At 59.5% G+C, this 17323-nt stretch carries 16 protein-coding genes and 1 pseudogene; 11 read left to right on the top strand and 6 right to left on the bottom strand.

The features are described from left to right. Positions 1-127: 127 nt before the first annotated feature. The 3 genes and pseudogenes from HGP16_RS33310 to HGP16_RS33320 all read left to right on the top strand — a co-directional run. Positions 128-901 (top strand): annotated as a pseudogene (locus HGP16_RS33310) (HEPN domain-containing protein); the annotation flags it as partial. 293 nt (positions 902-1194) lie between these two features. Next, complete coding sequence (locus HGP16_RS33315) at positions 1195-2316, top strand: tetratricopeptide repeat protein (protein ID WP_168844201.1); 1122 nt, start codon at positions 1195-1197, stop codon at positions 2314-2316. A gap of 421 nt (positions 2317-2737) precedes the next feature. Further along, complete coding sequence (locus HGP16_RS33320; protein ID WP_246703659.1) at positions 2738-3736, top strand: acyltransferase family protein; 999 nt, start codon at positions 2738-2740, stop codon at positions 3734-3736. 33 nt (positions 3737-3769) lie between these two features. Here the strand turns inward: HGP16_RS33320 and HGP16_RS33325 are convergent, their stop codons facing one another. Continuing rightward, the gene (locus HGP16_RS33325) at positions 3770-4933 is read right to left on the bottom strand and encodes an alpha/beta hydrolase (RefSeq protein WP_246703658.1); all 1164 of its coding nucleotides are present in this window, start codon (positions 4931-4933) and stop codon (positions 3770-3772) included. Positions 4934-5261: 328 nt separating this feature from the next. Here HGP16_RS33325 and HGP16_RS33330 point away from each other — a divergent pair, with 328 nt between their 5' ends. Beyond that, on the top strand, positions 5262-6884 hold the full coding sequence (locus HGP16_RS33330) for an ABC-F family ATP-binding cassette domain-containing protein (RefSeq protein WP_168844202.1): 1623 nt from the start codon (positions 5262-5264) through the stop codon (positions 6882-6884). An 18-nt stretch (positions 6885-6902) separates the two neighbouring features. Here HGP16_RS33330 and HGP16_RS33335 read toward each other — a convergent pair whose 3' ends face one another. From HGP16_RS33335 to HGP16_RS33355, 5 genes are all read right to left on the bottom strand, one after another. Further along, positions 6903-7916 (bottom strand): OmpA family protein, encoded by a 1014-nt coding sequence (locus HGP16_RS33335; RefSeq protein ID WP_168844216.1) that lies wholly within the window; start codon positions 7914-7916, stop codon positions 6903-6905. Next, on the bottom strand, positions 7910-8848 hold the full coding sequence (locus HGP16_RS33340; protein WP_168844203.1) for a hypothetical protein: 939 nt from the start codon (positions 8846-8848) through the stop codon (positions 7910-7912). Before HGP16_RS33340 ends, HGP16_RS33335 begins: the two co-directional genes overlap by 7 nt. Beyond that, a complete protein-coding gene (locus tag HGP16_RS33345; RefSeq protein WP_168844204.1) occupies positions 8848-9666 on the bottom strand; it encodes a hypothetical protein in 819 nt (272 codons plus the stop codon). The genes HGP16_RS33340 and HGP16_RS33345 overlap by 1 nt, the downstream gene beginning before the upstream one ends. Beyond that, positions 9644-11092, bottom strand: coding sequence for a hypothetical protein (locus tag HGP16_RS33350; RefSeq protein ID WP_168844205.1), 1449 nt, complete (start codon positions 11090-11092; stop codon positions 9644-9646). The genes HGP16_RS33345 and HGP16_RS33350 overlap by 23 nt, the downstream gene beginning before the upstream one ends. Positions 11093-11281: 189 nt before the next feature. Next, complete coding sequence (locus HGP16_RS33355) at positions 11282-13201, bottom strand: hypothetical protein (RefSeq protein ID WP_168844206.1); 1920 nt, start codon at positions 13199-13201, stop codon at positions 11282-11284. 241 nt (positions 13202-13442) lie between these two features. On the opposite strand from HGP16_RS33355, the gene HGP16_RS33360 reads away from it, so the two are divergent. The 7 genes from HGP16_RS33360 to HGP16_RS33390 form a co-directional block, all read left to right on the top strand. Next, entirely contained in the window at positions 13443-14459 is a 1017-nt protein-coding gene (locus HGP16_RS33360; protein ID WP_168844207.1) for a ketopantoate reductase family protein, read from the top strand. A gap of 181 nt (positions 14460-14640) precedes the next feature. After that, positions 14641-14868 (top strand): hypothetical protein, encoded by a 228-nt coding sequence (locus HGP16_RS33365; RefSeq protein ID WP_168844200.1) that lies wholly within the window; start codon positions 14641-14643, stop codon positions 14866-14868. Between the two features lie 12 nt (positions 14869-14880). Next, positions 14881-15822: a 4-hydroxy-tetrahydrodipicolinate synthase gene (dapA, locus tag HGP16_RS33370; RefSeq protein ID WP_168844208.1), complete on the top strand. Its 942-nt coding sequence runs from the start codon at positions 14881-14883 to the stop codon at positions 15820-15822. A gap of 146 nt (positions 15823-15968) precedes the next feature. Continuing rightward, positions 15969-16163 carry a hypothetical protein gene (locus tag HGP16_RS33375; RefSeq protein ID WP_168844209.1) on the top strand — a complete coding sequence of 65 codons (195 nt, stop codon included), beginning with the start codon at positions 15969-15971 and terminating at the stop codon, positions 16161-16163. 34 nt (positions 16164-16197) lie between these two features. Beyond that, positions 16198-16458 (top strand): hypothetical protein, encoded by a 261-nt coding sequence (locus HGP16_RS33380; RefSeq protein WP_168844210.1) that lies wholly within the window; start codon positions 16198-16200, stop codon positions 16456-16458. 181 nt (positions 16459-16639) lie between these two features. Further along, on the top strand, positions 16640-16972 hold the full coding sequence (locus HGP16_RS33385) for a DUF1883 domain-containing protein (protein ID WP_168844211.1): 333 nt from the start codon (positions 16640-16642) through the stop codon (positions 16970-16972). 182 nt (positions 16973-17154) lie between these two features. Beyond that, positions 17155-17323 (top strand): transposase (locus HGP16_RS33390; RefSeq protein ID WP_168844212.1); only part of this gene is annotated, 169 nt, incomplete at its 3' end.

Here is a 17323-nt window from a genome sequence, read left to right on the forward strand (position 1 = left end):
CTTGCCTGACTTTGCCACGTCTTCTGGAGAGCTGGATGCATAACGAAAGATGCACGTCCGGTTCGGTGAAAGGCGACTAGAAACCGACTGCCGTGAGGCAGCACGGCGCTAGTCGCCTATTCTACCCAAGGGCGGCTGGGTGGACGAGCCCTTCACCATGAAGGGCTACCGTTCCGACTTCGATCTGCTGATAATCGTCAACAACCGCAAGCTCTGCAAGTTCGCCGAGTACTGGTACAAGGCCTCCGACCGCCTGATCCGCGACCCGCTGATCGAGACCCCGGTCAGCTTCATCGTGCATTCAAGGCGCGAGGTGAACACCTACCTGAAGGAGGGACAGTATTTTTTCTCCGACATCCGCAAGGAAGGCATTGTTCTCTACGAGCTCGACGATGAACCGTTGGCGGAACCTGTGCCACTGACGCCAGCTGATCGGTTGCGGGTAGCGCGGGAACATTGCGAGCAGCGGCTCGCCGAGGCCGAAGCCAGCTTAGAAGGCTCGTACTTCTATCTCAGCAAGTCAAAACGGCCAGGCGACGTCTGGAGCAACTGGGCGGCTTTCAGCCTCCATCAATCGCTGGAACAGGCTTATTCATGCGTTCTGCTGACCCTGACAAACTACGGCCCGCCCTCTCACAACATCAAGTTTCTACGCTCGCTGGCCGAAGACCAGGATCGGCGCCTGTCGGACGCATTTCCGCGCGATCAGCAGAGGGAGCGAGCTTGGTTCAACACGCTGAACGAGGCCTATGTGAAGGCGCGCTATTCCAAGTATTTCGAGATCAGCGAGGAAGCGCTTACATGGCTTGGTGAGCGCACGGCCGCGCTGCTTGGTGTCATCAAGAAGGTTTGCGAGGAGCATTTGGAAAAGCTCAGGAGACACGCCCAGTGGGATGCTTGAATTCACTCATCTAAGAGATCTCCACAGGCGACCTCCGTTCCGCTGCCGTCCAGCCCACGTACTGTGTTATTGTAGATCCGCAGGCAGAGCGCGCAGGCCTTGCGCTCATCGACCGAGCAAGCGAGCTTGATGCCAGGCTGCAATTCGTTCGCAGGGTTCTAGCACGGAACATTACTGCCGACGGCGACACCAACCTTCCCGTCGAGGAAGCGCAAATCCGCGTCGAGATTGCCAGGCGTAAGCGCCTCCTGGAACTGAACCCACGCGATGCCCTTCGTCTTGCGGAGTCGGCATTGCTTTATGTGAACGTCGGACAGAGCCCCTCGGCTTGGTCGCTTCTTCGCCGTGCACTCATTCTTCGGCCAGATGATCGTTACGTTCTCAGGGCGGCGGCGCGCTTTTTCATGCACATCGGCGCTCCCGATGAGGCAGAGCATTTTCTCAAGGCTTCCAGCGCCACGCTATCCGACCCGTGGCTCCGATCTGCCCTTTTCGCAGTGCAAGCGGCCTCCGGCACAGCAGCGTCAGGATGGCGAAAAGCGAAGTCACTTCTTGGTGAGGCCAAGTTCTCGCCTCGCGATCTCTCCGAACTTGCCGTTCAAATGGGGAGCATGGAGTACGAGGCGGGTTCTCGAAAACAAGCAATACGAATGCTGCGCCAAGGGGCAATGAGCCCTACCGAAAATGCCATCGCTCAGATCGGCTGGGTGGCCCGCCACAAGGCTGACTTCAAGCAGGCGGATCTTCACGTCGACATCTCGCTCTCCGAGGAGGCGTCAGCATACACAACCTATGAGGAATCAAATTGGAAAGATGTTATCGAGCATTGTGCAGACTGGCGAAAGATCGAGCCCTTCAGTGTACGTCCAGCGATTTTGCCGACCTTTATCGGTTGCGTTTCGATGGAAGCCCTAGAAGAAGCCGCTACGGTCGGGGCGCATGGCCTGCTCGCCAATCCCAGGAACAAGACACTCTTGAGCAACCTGGCGGCGGTAAGAGCGCTCCAAGAACGTTTCGACGATGCACGGCACCTGATCGGGCGCGCCTTTGCGTCTCTCGGTGACGATGACGACGATATAGTCGTAACAGCCACCTCCGGCTTGATCGACTTTCGAGAGCGGAAGTTTGACGCCGGCATCAAGCATTACATGGATGCCATTGAGAAAGCTCGACAGGCAAAAAACATCGACCTTGCGTTCCGAGCCATCTGCTTTCTCGCGCGCGAGGTTGCTCGCGTGGACCACGAGCAGGGACGAATTCTCCTCGACAAGATCGACACTCATTTTGAATCGGTAACGAAACGTGGCTTCGCGATCCCTAAAGATATCGCGGTGATCAGAGAACAAATTGCAGATGGTGTCCGGATTGGTACAGGACGGGCGCAGGCGCTTGCGTCGATTAAGTCATTCAATTGAGCCGATGTCATCGGCGATGGTGGCACTCCGCTGCTCGGAGACGAGTAAACATGGCGTTTCAGGCGGTCTAGCCGCCTGAAACTACACGCAGGAACAAATAAAAGAACAAACCTTCTACGGGAGGGCCGCGCAAGCGAGGGGGGGCTTACAGAGACTGGCGGAATCGTCAGCCGATGGACAAGCACGTGAAGCCTCCGAATTTACCGCAACAGGTGCGCCAAGCCGAAATGCCCGATTTTGGTCACGAAATCGGCGGGAAATCATCCATTTTCATTGGAATTGTTGCTGCCAGCAATATTCGGTCCGCCGTACCCTCTCCAAGTCGTTCTGCGTGAGTGTCGGGCCATTCGACTCATTTCCCTATCGCCAAACCGGCCCGCAAGGCCTTGGCGATGGCATTCCAGTCGCGTGAGGCACCGTCTTGAAAATCCGCAGCGACATTACAGGCATTCAATATCTGCGCGCCATCGCCGCAATCTCCGTGCTTTGCTTCCATATCAGCGAGGCATACGGCCTTAGATTCCAGATCGGAGCGGCGGGTGTCGATATATTCTTCGTCATCAGCGGCTTTATCATGTGGGTCACGACCCAGGGAAAGCCGATCGGTCCGCAAGAATTCATGTGGCGCCGGCTCATCAGAATAGTGCCGCTTTACTGGATTGCGACCGCGGCGACATTCGTCCTGGCCGTGTTGAAACCGCAGTTCTTCTACAATACGAACGCGAGCGCCGAGAATTTGATCGGCTCGCTGTTTTTCCTGCCCGCCATGAAGAACGACGCGCTGCATCCGGTTGTCGAGCAGGGATGGACCTTGTCCTACGAGATGTTCTTCTATCTCATCTTCTCCATTTCATTGCTCCTGCCGGAGTTCAGGCGGTTATGGTTCCTGATGGCGGCTCTGGTGGCGATCGTCATCACGCATTACCTGCTGCCTCTCGGCCATCTCAGTGTTTTCACGGAGCCGGTCATTCTTGAATTTGCGGCGGGAATCATCATCGGACGTTTGTGGAAGCAGGATTTTCGCCTGCCTTTTTACGCCGCCATCAGCCTAATGATCGCCGGATTCGCGCTGTTGCTGGCGAGTGACCTGATGCCCCATGTCGACCGGGCGGTTCGCTGGGGCATCCCTGCTGTGCTATTGTTATCGGGCGCTGTTTTCGCAGAGCGGGAGCGGGGCGTCCCCAAACTGGCATTCCCGCACTTCCTGGGGGATGCCTCCTATTCCATTTACGTTTGGCACGTGCTCATGGCCGTCATGGTGACGGCGCTGCTGCTGCGCATTGGCGTGCCGCATGGCGCACAGCCCGTGTTCATCGCATTGGGCTCGCTGGCTTTTGCAATCGTTTGCTACCTGTTCATAGAACGGCCGATCCTCCGGAAAACGCGAGCCGCGCGCCCGCGACCGGCATTTCGCGGCTGACGCACAAGGAGCGAGATGATCGCTCGAAGAATGCTACGGCTGCGCTCCGTCCTCTTTTGCCGTTCCGGCGATGACCGGGCAGGATTGCGGGATTGGTCGATCGAACAACACCGCAACGCTGCAATCGGATGTGAACATCGCCTCGTCGTCATGCCCCGCGCTTGGTACCTCGACGACCTTCTGATTGAGGTCGGACGGATGCCGCTTTTTCATATAGCCGAAATAGGTCAACCCTCGCGCGAGCCGGTATGGCCCCTGCGCCATCGCGGCACAGGAGCGATCGATGAAATGAGTGTATGGATTCGTGTCCGCCTCCCCCAACAGGTAGACGACGTTTCGCGCGGCATATCGGGCTTCGAGAACCTTCGGATCCTGCGAGGATACATATGGCGGCGCGGAAGTCAGGCCATATCGCCACTGCGTTGCGCGCGGGCAGGAAGCTGTCGATTGATCCGCCAGCAAGGCCGGCCGCTCATTGTCGAAATAGAGATAACTCGACGGATTGGCGACGAAATAGCGAACGGAGATACCGGCGCTCGCCAGGCTTTCCGTCTCGCGCCCCATCACCGCGTAGCGCTGCACCAATTGCGCGCCCGCCGAATGCCCCATCACGACGATGGTCGACAGCGAAGGATACAAGCGGCGATCCGCGAAATGCCGAAGCAAGGCATCGAGCGCGGAGAAGGAGCTGATCGGCGCGGGCTGGCGCGCGGCTTCTCCGCCTTTCCATCCGTTTTGCGTCCAGGCCAGCGTCTGCGCGGACAGTGAGAACGCCTTGACATCCGGCCTTATTAGAAACTGCGGCGCGACAACCATCGTCCCTTTCGCAAGATTTCCCACCTTTGCCAGCAGCTTCCGGCCTGTCGCATAATAGGCGTCGGCGTTTCTCAGCGTACCGTGAATCACGATCAGCACCTTCGTCACGTCGGGTGCTGCCGTGTCGACCGCATGATTGGCGTAGACGGGCAGCTCTCCCTTCCCGTCCGGCGTGTCGATGAGCGCGCGTTGATCCGCGATCTGTTTGACCGGCTTACGGAGCTTCGCATGTTGAGAGACGGCATTTGTGGACCATGCTTGGGATAATCCGCCGGCGGCGATCAGCGCCGTTCCGGATAATATGATGCAGGCTAAATTCCTGGAGTTCCGCTGCGTGCCCGAGCACCAGATTCGGCCAAGATAGGTGAAAATGAACGGCATCGTATGGTTACTGCGCTTTGATTGATACGGAGAAAACGTGCTCATCCGATCAGTCGTTAACCGGCGTGCTCGCTGCTTGAACGATGGAGCAGAGAAAAATCCGTCGCAATCTCGAAAAAATCCTCGTTTGACGAACATTCTCTCGAACGTGCAAGGATTATTGGGACGCGCAAACCGCATCTTCTAAGAAACCCGAATCAGGAAAGGCCCGGCGCATTCGCGACCCGGAGCGCAGATGTTCACGCTCGCGTGCCCGAAAAACCTGCGACAGAGACGATAAGCCGTGGCATAAGGCCCCCGAAAAACTTTCTTCAGGCCCGGCGTAATCATGATTCGTATCGAGAATATCAGCAAGCAGAACAGCCATCGCATCCTCTTCATCGAGGCGTCCGCTGCGCTCAACAGGGGCGAGAGCATTGGACTGGTCGGCCCGAACGGCGCCGGCAAGACGACGCTTTTCCGGATGATCACCGGCGGGGAGCAGCCCGACGAAGGGCAGGTTTCCGTCGATAAGGGCGTCACCATCGGCTATTTCAGCCAGGATGTCGGCGACATGGCGGGTCGGAGCGCCGTTTCGGAAGTGATGGAAGGTGCCGGGCCGGTCAGCGCGGTTGCCGCCGAGCTTCGTGAGCTGGAAGCCGCGATGAGCGATCCGGACCAGGCTGACAGGATGGATGAGATCATCGAGCGCTATGGCGAGGTGCAGGCGCGCTACGAAGAGCTGGATGGCTACGCGCTCGAGGGCCGCGCCCGCGAAGTGCTGGCGGGCCTGAGCTTCAGCCAGGAGATGATGGACGGCGATGTCGGTGCGCTTTCGGGCGGCTGGAAGATGCGCGTGGCGCTGGCCCGCATCCTCTTGATGCGCCCCGATGTCATGCTTCTCGACGAGCCGAGTAACCATCTCGATCTCGAAAGCCTGATCTGGTTGGAGTCCTTCCTCAAGGGCTATGAGGGTGCGCTCCTGATGACCTCGCACGACCGCGAGTTCATGAACCGCATCGTCACCAAGATCATCGAAATCGATGCTGGCAACCTGACAAGCTATTCCGGCGACTACGAGTTCTATGAGCAGCAGCGCGCTCAGAACGAGAAGCAGCAGCAGGCGCAGTTCGAGCGTCAGCAGGCGATGCTCGCCAAGGAAATCAAGTTCATCGAGCGTTTCAAGGCGCGCGCCTCGCATGCCTCGCAGGTGCAGAGCCGCGTGAAGAAGCTGGAAAAAATCGATCGCGTCGAGCCGCCGAAGCGCCGCCAGACGGTCGCCTTTGAATTCCAGCCGGCGCCGCGCTCGGGCGAAGACGTCGTCGTCCTGAAAAACGTTCATAAGGGCTATGGCAGCCGCAGCATCTATGAAGGTCTCGACTTCATGGTGCGCCGCCGAGAGCGCTGGTGCATCATGGGCATCAACGGCGCCGGCAAATCCACGCTTCTGAAGCTGGTCGCCGGTTCGGCGGAGCCGGATGAAGGCAGCGTCAATCTCGGCGCCAGCGTCAAGATGGGATATTTCGCCCAGCACGCCATGGAGCTGCTTGAGGGCGAGCGCACCATATTCGAGACGCTGGAACATGAATTCCCGCAGGCCGGCCAAGGTTCGCTCCGCGCACTGGCCGGCTGCTTCGGCTTTTCCGGCGACGACGTCGAAAAGAAGTGCCGGGTGCTGTCGGGTGGCGAGAAGGCGCGGCTTGTCATGGCGATCATGCTTTTCGATCCGCCGAACCTGCTGGTGCTGGACGAGCCGACCAACCATCTCGATCTCGATACCAAAGAGATGCTCATCGAGGCGCTGTCGCAATATGAGGGCACGATGCTGTTCGTCTCACACGACCGGCATTTCCTCGCGGCACTCTCCAACCGCGTGCTGGAGCTGACGCCGGAAGGCATTCACCAGTATACCGGCGGCTACACGGAATATGTGGAGCGCACGGGATACGAGGCGCCGGGACTGCGGAGCTGATAGCTGCGCCGATCGGCGCTATTGCGTGTTGGACGAAGGCGCGGCACCGGCGTTGATCACGGCAACGGGTGCCGTCCTGCCGCGCACGCGGATTTCGATGCGGCGGCGCGCCTCGACCGCGCCGCGCTGGCCTGATGTGACGGTATCGCCGGGCAGGATCAGCTGCGCGGCGGACATCGGCAGAATCGTAGCACCCTTCAGCTTCGGATTGGCCTTGAGCACGTTGGCGACGGCAATGGCGCGGGCGAGACCAAGCCCGGCATTGTCGGCCGGTAGCAGGGCCGATACCGGCAGCTTGCCGTCCATCGCGTTGATGATCGTATCGTCGAGATTGGATTTTTCGCGCGCCAGCGGCTGCTCGTCCGTATGGCCTATGACCTCGACGATATTGGCGCCGTAGAGGCTGAGATTGCTGGCGATTTCGTCTGTGATCGTGGTGCTGAGCAGCTGGGCGAAGGTGCCGGTAAGTTCGGCGCTTCCCGATTGAAAATAGTTCTTCTTGGCATCGTCGAGATTGATGATGGGCGGCCAGTCGTGCATGCCCTTCCCGCCCCCGTTTCCAGCCAGAAGCTTATTGACCTCATCGGGTGCTGCCGTCAGTGAGACGCCATGCTCCTTTAGAACGGCCGCAACCTTGGCAAGCGATTGCAGATCGGCCGATGACGCACCCTGATCTGCCATACTGTCGAGCGTCTCCTTCGCCAGCACTAGCTCCCGCCATTGCTTGTCCACCACGGCCTTGTCGGCGGCGGAAAGATCACCGGAAACGACTTTCGATTGCAGCAAGACGATCTCGGCCGCCTGCTCCGCGCGTTTCTTCTCCAGCAGGGAGACTTGCTGTTCGGCCTTCTCAAGCTTGCGCTCGACCTCGGAGCGGCGGTTTCTTTCGGCGGAAATCATGGCGGCTGCCGCGAGCAGCAGGCAAAAGACCAGAAGCAGCATGGATTCGGCCATCGTCAGGCCAAGGATCAAACCACGATTATAGCCTTTGTGCTCCAGTTTCGGCTGAATATCCGAGCCTCCTGCTACCATAGATGCCACCAGCGTTTTCGCGGCACGGCCTCGATCTCAGGAGCGATGTCGTCATCGGTCTTCGGTTTCGGCAGCGGTGCCTGTCCCATCGCTTCCGCCATACGGCCGAGCGCCACTTCGATGTTGCGCAGCGGCTGCAACTGCGCCTCGGACATCTCCTTGATGGCAGCGATCGCCGGCGCCAGCTCGGCGCGCACGACATCCTCCGGCGAGCGGATCTGCTCCAGCTTCTTGCCGACATTCTCGACGGCGGCACCGAAGGTCCCGATGATCTCGGACAATTGCGAGGTCGTCGCCGTCAGCTGGGCGGCCGCTTCGTTGATGGGGGTCACCGCCTGCTTTGCCAGCATTTCGAGGATCTTGTTGATCTCCTCGCCGTTGCGTTCTGCCTGCCGCGCGATCTCCTCGAATCCCTCCGACAGCATCTGGTTGCTGACACGCCGGTAGTGCGAGAATTCGCGCGATGAGGAGTCGAGTTCGGTCCGCACGCGCCGTGTCATCTCGGCAAGCTCGTGCCGGACGCTGCGCTCGATGTCGATCGGATCGCGCCGCATCTGGTTGAAGAGAATGCGCAGCGTTACGCCGGCAATGGTCGATGTGACGGCGATGCCGAAATTGCGGACGATGGTCTCGATCGATGTTTCGCCGGCAAAGAGATAGAGCGATACGCCCAGGCTCGACAGGGTGAAGAGAAATCCCATGTAGTAGAGATTGTCGCCCGCCTGCTCGTTATGCAGCCGGAACCCTGCGACTGCCAGCGACACAATGAAGTAGATCGCCATCAGCACGAGCGGTATGCCTGTCACGACAGGCAGCGACCAGCCCATGAGCTTCGACGACCAGATGAAGATCATGCCGCCGATGGTAATGGACGCGAAAAGCACCATCGGCCCATAGTCGCGGATGAGATATCGCGTCTCGGTACCGGCCATCAGCGTATCCCCTCCAACCGCACGAAGCCGCCGAAATCACCGTTGCTGTTCTTGATCCATTGCGCCCAGAAGTTCGCAAGGTCCTCCATGCTGAACTTCATGTTCGGCCTTTGAAAGGCAAGGATCTTGACCGTGACCCCAGCCAATGACGTGCGAAACTGGTCATTTGCCGGGCTGTGCTGGTATTTCTGATAGGAGACGCCGTCCCGGTAGTTCGAGAAGGCGGCGGTGTGCTCGATCATGTCGGAGGCGATGTAGAGGCGCTTCGGCAGGCCTGCCGGAGCGTTGGCGAAGACTTCCAGGTTGATCTTCTGAATGGCCGCCATGATCGGCGACAGCTTGCCGGACTCGCCCGCGGTCAGCTTGCCGGCGATATCGGCGAGCGGCTTCTGGAACCCTTTTTCCCATCGTGCCTGCGCCAAGCGCGGATTGCTGGTCCATTCGTCGACGTTGGCACCGCTTCCCGGGTTGCAGCCGTGGAAGGTCTGGATCAGTTCGCCTTCCTTCTCCGTGAGCGCGTAGATATCGATCGCGCCGCCGATCGGCACGCTCGCCACGATCTTCTGGAACTGGTTGCGGAGATCAAGCGCCGTCGTGTCGGCGATCGGATCTGTGACATCGAGCAGGATGGCCGTTTCCGCCTTCGGGCCATCCACGGGGCAGAGCGAAGCCTGGTCGACGGCGACGTTGCCGCTCGCCTTGTAGCGTAGCCAGCCATAGGCACCGACGATCCCGAGGGACAGGATCGCGAGACAAATCGTTGCGATGATGAGACCGGCGGATCCGCCGCGCCGGCTACGCCGCTTGCGTCGCGCCAAGGATGCTCTCCGGGAAAAGATTGTCGAGCTGGTGGTATTTCTCGATGGCGCGCTCGAATTCCTCGCCAATTTGCTTGATCTGGTCCGACAATTCCGCCTGCGCACTCTGGATGCGCGAGCCGAGCACCTTGTCGTCCCATTCCTCTTCGCTGCGGATGACAGGCGTCAGGCGCTCCATCTTGTAGGCAGCGTTGAAGTAGGATGGTTCCGGCTCGGTGCGTGCGGCCCTGTTGGCATCGCGGTAGGAGGTGAGCAGCACATTGGCGGCGCGCTCGAGATGGTTCTGGTGTTCGGCAAAAAGGCCGGCCGTCCTCGCGCGATGAGCGATGATGGCCGCCGTCTCCTGCCGGCGCAGCGAGAGGTCGCGGATGATCTCTTCGATCTTGCCGTTGTGCTCGTCGCGGATGCCGCGAAGGTCCTCGATCAGATCGAGCTTGCGGTCGATGTAATTGTCTCGCGCCGCATCGAGACGCTTCTGCACGCCGGCAAAGCCCGGATAGGGATCGGTCAGATAGCAGCCGTCGATGAAGGCGACGAGCGAGAACATCAGGCCGATGGCAAAGAGCATCCAGGAGTTCAGCTCCTGCAGCCCAAGCGGCGCGGTCTTCAGGCGCGGCATCACCTCGGCGCCCGCCCCGCTCAGGATCGTTGCCGAAACCTCGCGATAATGCGCCAACGCGATGTTGATCCCCAAGGCGACTACGACATAGGCGACAAGTCCGAGGAGACCGAGCAGCTTCAGCGCAAAGGATCGATGCACCAGGAAGCGGACGCAGAAGAAGGAGAACATCAGCGCGGTGCCGATGTTCAGGAAGGCGAAAGCGGCCGCCTCCGTCACACCGCCGACGATGCCCTGTTCGCTTCCCTTGGCGAGAAAGCTGCCGTTCATCACCATTTCAATGAGCACAAGGAAGACGATCAGCGAGACTTTGAAGCCCCATGCCGCCTTGCTGGAAACCTTCGCGGCGCGCTGCAGCTTGTGCCTGGCCTTGAAGCCTACCATCTCATCCTCGGCCGTCTTCAGCTTACGGCGCAGGCCGTGAAGTTCATCGACGCCGCTTGCAACCTCCGCCTTGAAATCCGAGACGCTGGCGGCATTCGCCTGGCGTATCAGCCCGAACTGCCCTTCGAAATCTAGGTTGCGAAGACGACTGTCGAAGGTCTGGAACTGGTCTTCGAGGATCTGGTAGGAACTTTTCTTCTCCGCCTCGACCCAGGCGACGACGCGCTGTTCCGTCTCGTCATGCGACTGTGCATCCAGCGGCGGCCGGTTCTGGCGCCCGGCGGCAGCTCCCTTTTCCTTCAGGTCGAGGGTCGCACCTAGCTTTTCGATATCGACGACGGGAAAAACGTCCGTCGAGGCACGGAAATCATGGCTGGTCTCCCGAACGCTGTCCCAGAGACGGTTGAGGGCTTCGAAACGCAACGATCTTCCCCGGCGAATTCATCAACTTAGAAAGGACAATTGAGAAATCGATACCGCACCGGTTGTCCTTGGTCCAGAGCGATCTAGCGGAGGTTAGGATGCGATTGTGGTAAAGACTAGCCCGAGCCGGTGATGATCGGAAAACACGCATATCAATCGCGGCAATCAGCGTTGCGCGAAGGATCAGTGTTACGCCTGAACCGAATTCGAAACAGGTTTCCAGAAACCGGCGCGCTGCAGCCCTTCGCGATAGATATCGCGTTGCCATTGCTCCTTGAACGGCACGACAGAAATCCAGCGATCGATATCGAAATCCGGGCTGGTGTCATGAACCCGCCGGACGAAGAAGCCCGCCCTTTCCTCCTCTCCCAGCATTGCCAGGCTCGCCGCGGAAATCCTGTCCGCCAAGCGCGAATCGGCCATCCGACGGATATAATCGAGTGCGGCCTCGAAGCGGCCGAGCGTGTAGCTCGCCACCGAAGCTGTCCAGAAATAAGTGTCGGGACTGACCGGATTGAGCGCGATGGCACTTTCGATCTTCGTCAACGCAAGGTCCGGCCGCGAGGAATGAAGCAATGCTTCGGCATGGTCGGCAATGATGCCGGCGTGGCCCGGATTGAGGGCTTCAGCCAGCTTCAGGGCCTCTATGCTTTCGTCATTTGCCCTCTGTAAGGTCTTCGCCATGCCCAGTTCGCGATAGCCGTCGGCGAGATCGCGCCGGGCTGCGATGGCCCGCGTCGCATAGTTCTCCGCCTCGTCCAGCAGGGCCGGATCGCTACCCGATGTCAGTACCCATTCCTTGGAGTAGGTTCGCGAAATAGAACTCAAGACAGGGGCGAAATGGCCACTGCTTTCCAGCACCGATTTGAACTCTAGCCGTGCCTCCTGCAGGCTTGGCACCGAGAGGCGAGCAAGGTGGCGCTTTCCGGCGAGATAGCGCTGATAGGCTGTCAGGTCCTTTTCGAAGTGAGACCTCATCATCTCCCGGCGTTCGATCTGTCCCGCCAGGGAGAGCACGATGTGACGAGCGATCCTCTGCCTCTGCTGTTCGGGAGAGGATTGCCCGAGGCCGATGCGCTCTGCCCAAACGACCTCGTCGCTGACAGCATCGACCAATTGCGAAAACAGCAAAGGTTCGTTGTCCTGAACGCTGACGCGCATCTCAAGAATGTAGGAGCGATCCCATCGATCGAAAGTTGCAATCGCGCGCTCCCCAACCCTGCCGATCCGGACCGCCGTGCAGCGATCCGCAATATCGAGACTGTCCAAGGCGCAGAAGCCGACGGTGATATCGCTCACCAGCGATGAGGCGTCATATCCCGAGCCTTGCTTTTCCAGGGGCGGCAGGAGGATTAGGGGTATGCGCATCTTCGGCGGTTTGTCCGTCACCTTCCTGCGGTGAAGAGCGTCGGCATTGGCCCCAGCAGCCGAAATGTCCCGCCACCGCGACGACCATGACGCCAACAGCTCTGAACGCTGCTCGAATATTCGCCTGAAGTGCTCGACCTCTCCCCCGGCTTCGAATATCCGCAGCAGGACGCGATGAATATCCCTATCCTCCGGATCGGCACCGAGGACGAGAAGCGCCGCCTCCTTGACCAGCGCGACATCCTCCTCGGCGCTCGCCTGCGCAGCGGCGGCATGCAGCGTTTCCTTCAGCATATCGGCATGGCGCCGCCTTTGCGCCTTGCGCCAGTGAAAGAAAACCGCGCTCTGACAATCGACGTCCAGCAGGAACTCCGCTTCGAGCGTGTTCATCAGCCCCTTCAATCTCGCGACGCTCGGCTCTGCCTGTTCCGCGCCCGCGAGCGGCATGTCTATGGCTTCTGGAGGTGCTTCGAGCTCGACGATCGTTTCGCTGAAACGAAGGAACGGCCTGCCGAGCACTTCCTGGCGGCCCCTTATCCGTGAAACCAGCTTTCGCAGATTGACCTGCGCGCTGCCATTGTCGTCGCCCCATAGAAGCCGGGCGATCGCGATGCGTGATGCGCCCCCCGGTGGCTCTGCCATCAAGTAGCTCAGGATCAACAGGCCCTTTTCGGGAAAGGCGACTTCGCGACCATCGCTGTCCAAAAGTCTAAGGCGGCCAAATGTATGCAGTGAAAACATGATCCAGTTCACGAAATCCGCATCGACCGATGCCGGCAGAAAAAACCGGGAAGCAGTTTCGTTTGCCGGATTGATTTCATTCGCGCTCGGACGAGCATGGTGAAATTTCCATAAGTTTGTAGTGTGGAGGAAGGTTCGGCGATTTTCAATTCCAATTGCCTGAAACCTGAAAGACCCTTCGCCAAATCGAAAGCGCGACATATCTCTTCTGAGCACGCGATCTCATTCGGAGCACCAAGCCATGACGACCACTCCCTTCAAGAATATCTGTGTCTACGGCGCCGGCGCGCTGGGTGGCGCGATCGCCGCAAAACTTGCCTCCGCGCAACCAGGCCACGCGGAGGTTTCCGTCGTTGCGCGGGGTGCGCACCTGGAGGGGATTCGTTCCGGCGGCATACGCCTCTGGGAAGCCGGCGCGGACAGTCCTCTCGTGGCGCGAATGACGGCAACGGCCGACGCCGGCGAGCTGCCGACGCAGGATCTCGTCATTACCGGGCTCAAGGGTCATCAGCTTGCGGCCGCCGTTCCCGGCATTGCGAAACTGCTGCACTCGGGCACCCGCGTCGTGATGATCCTCAACGGCGTGCCCTGGTGGTATTTTCACCGGGACCGGCGGAGCGGCCATGCCGAGCACCAGATGGAGGAGCTCGATCCGAACGGCGATCTCTGGCGCCTGATCGGGCCGGAGCGTGTGATTGGCTGCGTCGCCTATCAGGGGGCGGAAGTCGTCGGGCCTGGCGAGATAAAGCTCGCCAACAATGGCCATTTCATCCTCGGCGAGCCCTCCGGCGAGACGACCGCCGACATAGAGGCCATCGCAGCACTGCTGCAGAAGGCGGGCGTCAACATTTCCATTTCCACACGCATTCGCGACGATATCTGGAGCAAGCTGATGGGCAATGCCGCCTTCAACCCGATCAGCGCGCTGACCAGGGGATTGATGTCCGACATCATGGATGACCCGGCGCTGGCAACCATGGTCGGCCAGGTGATGAGCGAGGTGAAGGCTGTCGCTGAGGCTTTGGGATCGCATATCGCCATGTCGATCGAAGAGCGCCTCGACCGCTCCCGTCAGATCGGCCCTGTGCGTACCTCGATGCTGCAGGATCTGCTTGCCGGCAAGGCGCTGGAAATTACGCCTCTCGTCGGTGTCGTCGTTTCGCTCGGCAAGCTTGCCAATGTGCCGACGCCGGTCTCGGCAACCATTCTGGCGTTGGTGACGCAGCTCGACCGCAAGAACCAGCAAAGCGTCGGCTAGGCGACAGTCGACGATCTCAAATAGATTTTCGATCTTCCGGCAGCGGTGCATCGTTCAGCTGCCGGGCAAAATCCAGGGATGGCGGCTCTTTATATCTCACTTACTTCTTCGCACTTATCCCTGAATGGATTTCCTATGGGGGCCGGCGTTACGCTTGCGGTGGAATATGGAGATAGATCCCATGCTCGACACGCACGCACCCAATCTAACGGAATCCATCCGCGTCCTCGTTCACAACAGCGATGAGAGACATCAACGCGTCGCGGCATCGGCCTCGGGCGTAAAAGGCCGGCGCCGGCACTCGCTTGGCAATCGTCAGGTCCGCGAGAAGCGTACCTTTCAGGCCATGTTCGCCTTCGGTCTGCTGCTTGGCGGCCTGGAGCTCTTCATCGTGCTGCATTATCTCTGAGGCGCAGCCGACATGAGTAGGCCGATTTTTCAAAGACGCATCGGCGGTGCGATCACCGCCCTCGTCACGCCTTTTCGCGACGGCGTTTTCGATGGCGTCGATATGATGGCGCATGTGGAATGGCAGCTGCTGAGCGGCATCGACGGGCTGCTGGTCTGTTCGCTAACGGGCGAAGGCCCGACACTGACGGAGGCCGAGCGAATCCGCGCCATCGAAATCTGTGTCGAACTTTCCGAAGACAAGGTGCCTGTCATTGCTGCAACGGGAACCAACGATACGGCGACGACCATAAAGGAAACGATACAGGCGCAGCAACTTGGCGCCGATGCGGCCTTGGTGACAGTCCCCTATTATTCCAAGCCGACGCAAAAGGGGGTCATCCACCATTTCGAGCAACTCGCCGCGCAGACCGAGTTGCCCATCATCGTTCACAATCAGCCGTCGCATACCGCGATCGATCTCGCGCCGACGACGGTCGCGCGGCTGGCGGAGATTCCAGGGATTATCGGGATCGCCGATGGCAGCGGTGGCGTCTCGCGGATCGATGTCTGGCGCCCTTTGCTGCCGGAGCGGTTCGGTCTCTTTGCGTCGAACGATGCCAGCGCGCTCGGCTTCATCGCCGCAGGTGGTCATGGCTGCTTTTCCAGTGCGGCCAATATCGTTCCGCGTCTCTTTCGGTCCATGCAGCATTCCGTGGCTTGCGGCAACGTCAGCGCAGCCAAATCCATCGACGGGCGCCTGCAGCCATTGTTCAGCGCGCTGGCCCGCGAAAGCGAGCCGACTACGGTCAAGCACGCCTTGTCACTCGTCAGCGATATCGAGGCGGATGTGCGCCTGCCCTTGGTCGGCGTCACCCATGAGACGGCGGCTGCCATCCAAGCGGCAATCACACCGTTTCAGCTCGACGGCAGCGGCCGTTTTGCCTCGCACCATGCCTATCGCCTGGGATTGTGAAATCGCTCCATCCCTATGACATTTTTATATTTTTGCCGTTTCAGGCAAATGGAAATCCTAGCAACTCCCCCATAGATTCAACGGCGTAGCACCGGAAACGGCTTTCATCGGCCAGACGGTGCCGGTGACACTGGAAAGGAACTACGATGTCACGCCAGACGCATGTCGGCCTATCCGCCGACGCTCTCCAACGCCCTCGCACAGCGGCCCTCGCAAGAAGCGAGTGGCCCATCTCTTCGGACGCATTGCTGAATGGACTTCGTTCCGTCGCTCCACGGCTTGGCCTTGTCCTCCTGATCGCCGCCGCCCTGCAAATGGTGCTGCATCTGACCGGACATTGAGTGAAGCCAAAGAGATCCAAGAGGAAACATAGAAATGGCAAACGCACAGCATATTCAGCGCCGCTCGGCCCATAGCCCGATCTCGCCAGCTCCGGCACGCTTCATCATTGGCCGCGACCGCCGCGGCAGCTGGATCGTCCAGGACCAGCAGGGTCTCGTCGGCGGCCTGTTCCGCAACGAGGCGGCCGCCCTGCACTTCGCTGCTGAAGAATGCAATCATAACCCGGCCGACGTCTGCCTTGCGCCCGAAGGCGCCATCCTCGACCTGGATGGCTTCGCAGCCAATGTGCACTAAACTTGCCCCTAGAGCGGTTCTCTGAACCGCTCGATCCCTTTGTTTTCCCGCAATTCCGGACGGAAAACCGCTACGCACTTTTCCTGGAATTGCTCTAGCAGGCTTCGACAGCATACCGCCGAACGCTTCCTTAACCGCCCTCAGGTAAGTTTTCGGCCAGATATCCAAAGAACAGAAGACAATGTCGAAGCCTGCCTTCCGCTACAGCCACTACGATCTCAGAGAACAGCGCGCCGGAACGGTGATCGAAATCACGCTTTCGGCCATCGCCAATGTCAGGCTGATGAACGGCTCGAATTTCGAGCGCTTCACGGAAACCCTCAAGCACCAGTTTATCGGCGGCGTCGCCAAGAAATCCCCGATCCGGCTGACCATTCCGGAATCCGGCCACTGGCATCTCGTCGTCGATATGGAAGGCCACAACGGTCTGGCTGAATCGAGCGTGAAGATCGTCGATGCGGCACTGGCTCCCCGCATGCAGAAGGCACCACCGGAAACCGCCACCGGCAGGTAACCCGGAATTCTAGAGCGTTTCCGCTTTTCTTCGAATCGCGAAAACGCTCTATCCCTTTGTTTCTACGCAATTCCGGACGGAAAAACGCTATGCACTTTTCCTGGAATTGCTCTAGGAGGTGTGGACTCTTGGGTTTCCAAGGCTGAGCAAATCAGATTCAAGACTGTCTTTTGGAGGCAGTCATGGGTGTTTTGGATCGTCTGATCCTTCGGGACGAACAGTGGGCGCGGATAGCGCATCACATCATTGGTGACGAGCGCACGCGCGGCTCGTCTGGCCGCGACAACCGCATGTTCGTGGAAGCAGTGCTTTGGATTGTGCGGACCGGCTCGCCCTGGCGTGACCTGCCGG

It is taken from the genome of Rhizobium sp. P40RR-XXII, assembly GCF_012641405.1.
GTDB lineage: Bacteria > Pseudomonadota > Alphaproteobacteria > Rhizobiales > Rhizobiaceae > Rhizobium.

What these genes read in the sequence shown, in the direction of transcription:
- HGP16_RS33325 (WP_246703658.1), bottom strand. Translation starts at nt 4,933, where the DNA reads ATGCCGTTCATTTTCACCTATCTTGGCCGAATCTGGTGCTCGGGCACG.
- HGP16_RS33330 (WP_168844202.1), top strand. Translation starts at nt 5,262, where the DNA reads ATGATTCGTATCGAGAATATCAGCAAGCAGAACAGCCATCGCATCCTC.
- HGP16_RS33335 (WP_168844216.1), bottom strand. Translation starts at nt 7,916, where the DNA reads ATGGTAGCAGGAGGCTCGGATATTCAGCCGAAACTGGAGCACAAAGGC.
- HGP16_RS33340 (WP_168844203.1), bottom strand. Translation starts at nt 8,848, where the DNA reads ATGGCCGGTACCGAGACGCGATATCTCATCCGCGACTATGGGCCGATG.
- HGP16_RS33355 (WP_168844206.1), bottom strand. Translation starts at nt 13,201, where the DNA reads ATGTTTTCACTGCATACATTTGGCCGCCTTAGACTTTTGGACAGCGAT.
- HGP16_RS33360 (WP_168844207.1), top strand. Translation starts at nt 13,443, where the DNA reads ATGACGACCACTCCCTTCAAGAATATCTGTGTCTACGGCGCCGGCGCG.
- HGP16_RS33365 (WP_168844200.1), top strand. Translation starts at nt 14,641, where the DNA reads ATGCTCGACACGCACGCACCCAATCTAACGGAATCCATCCGCGTCCTC.
- dapA (WP_168844208.1), top strand. Translation starts at nt 14,881, where the DNA reads ATGAGTAGGCCGATTTTTCAAAGACGCATCGGCGGTGCGATCACCGCC.
- HGP16_RS33375 (WP_168844209.1), top strand. Translation starts at nt 15,969, where the DNA reads ATGTCACGCCAGACGCATGTCGGCCTATCCGCCGACGCTCTCCAACGC.
- HGP16_RS33380 (WP_168844210.1), top strand. Translation starts at nt 16,198, where the DNA reads ATGGCAAACGCACAGCATATTCAGCGCCGCTCGGCCCATAGCCCGATC.
- HGP16_RS33385 (WP_168844211.1), top strand. Translation starts at nt 16,640, where the DNA reads ATGTCGAAGCCTGCCTTCCGCTACAGCCACTACGATCTCAGAGAACAG.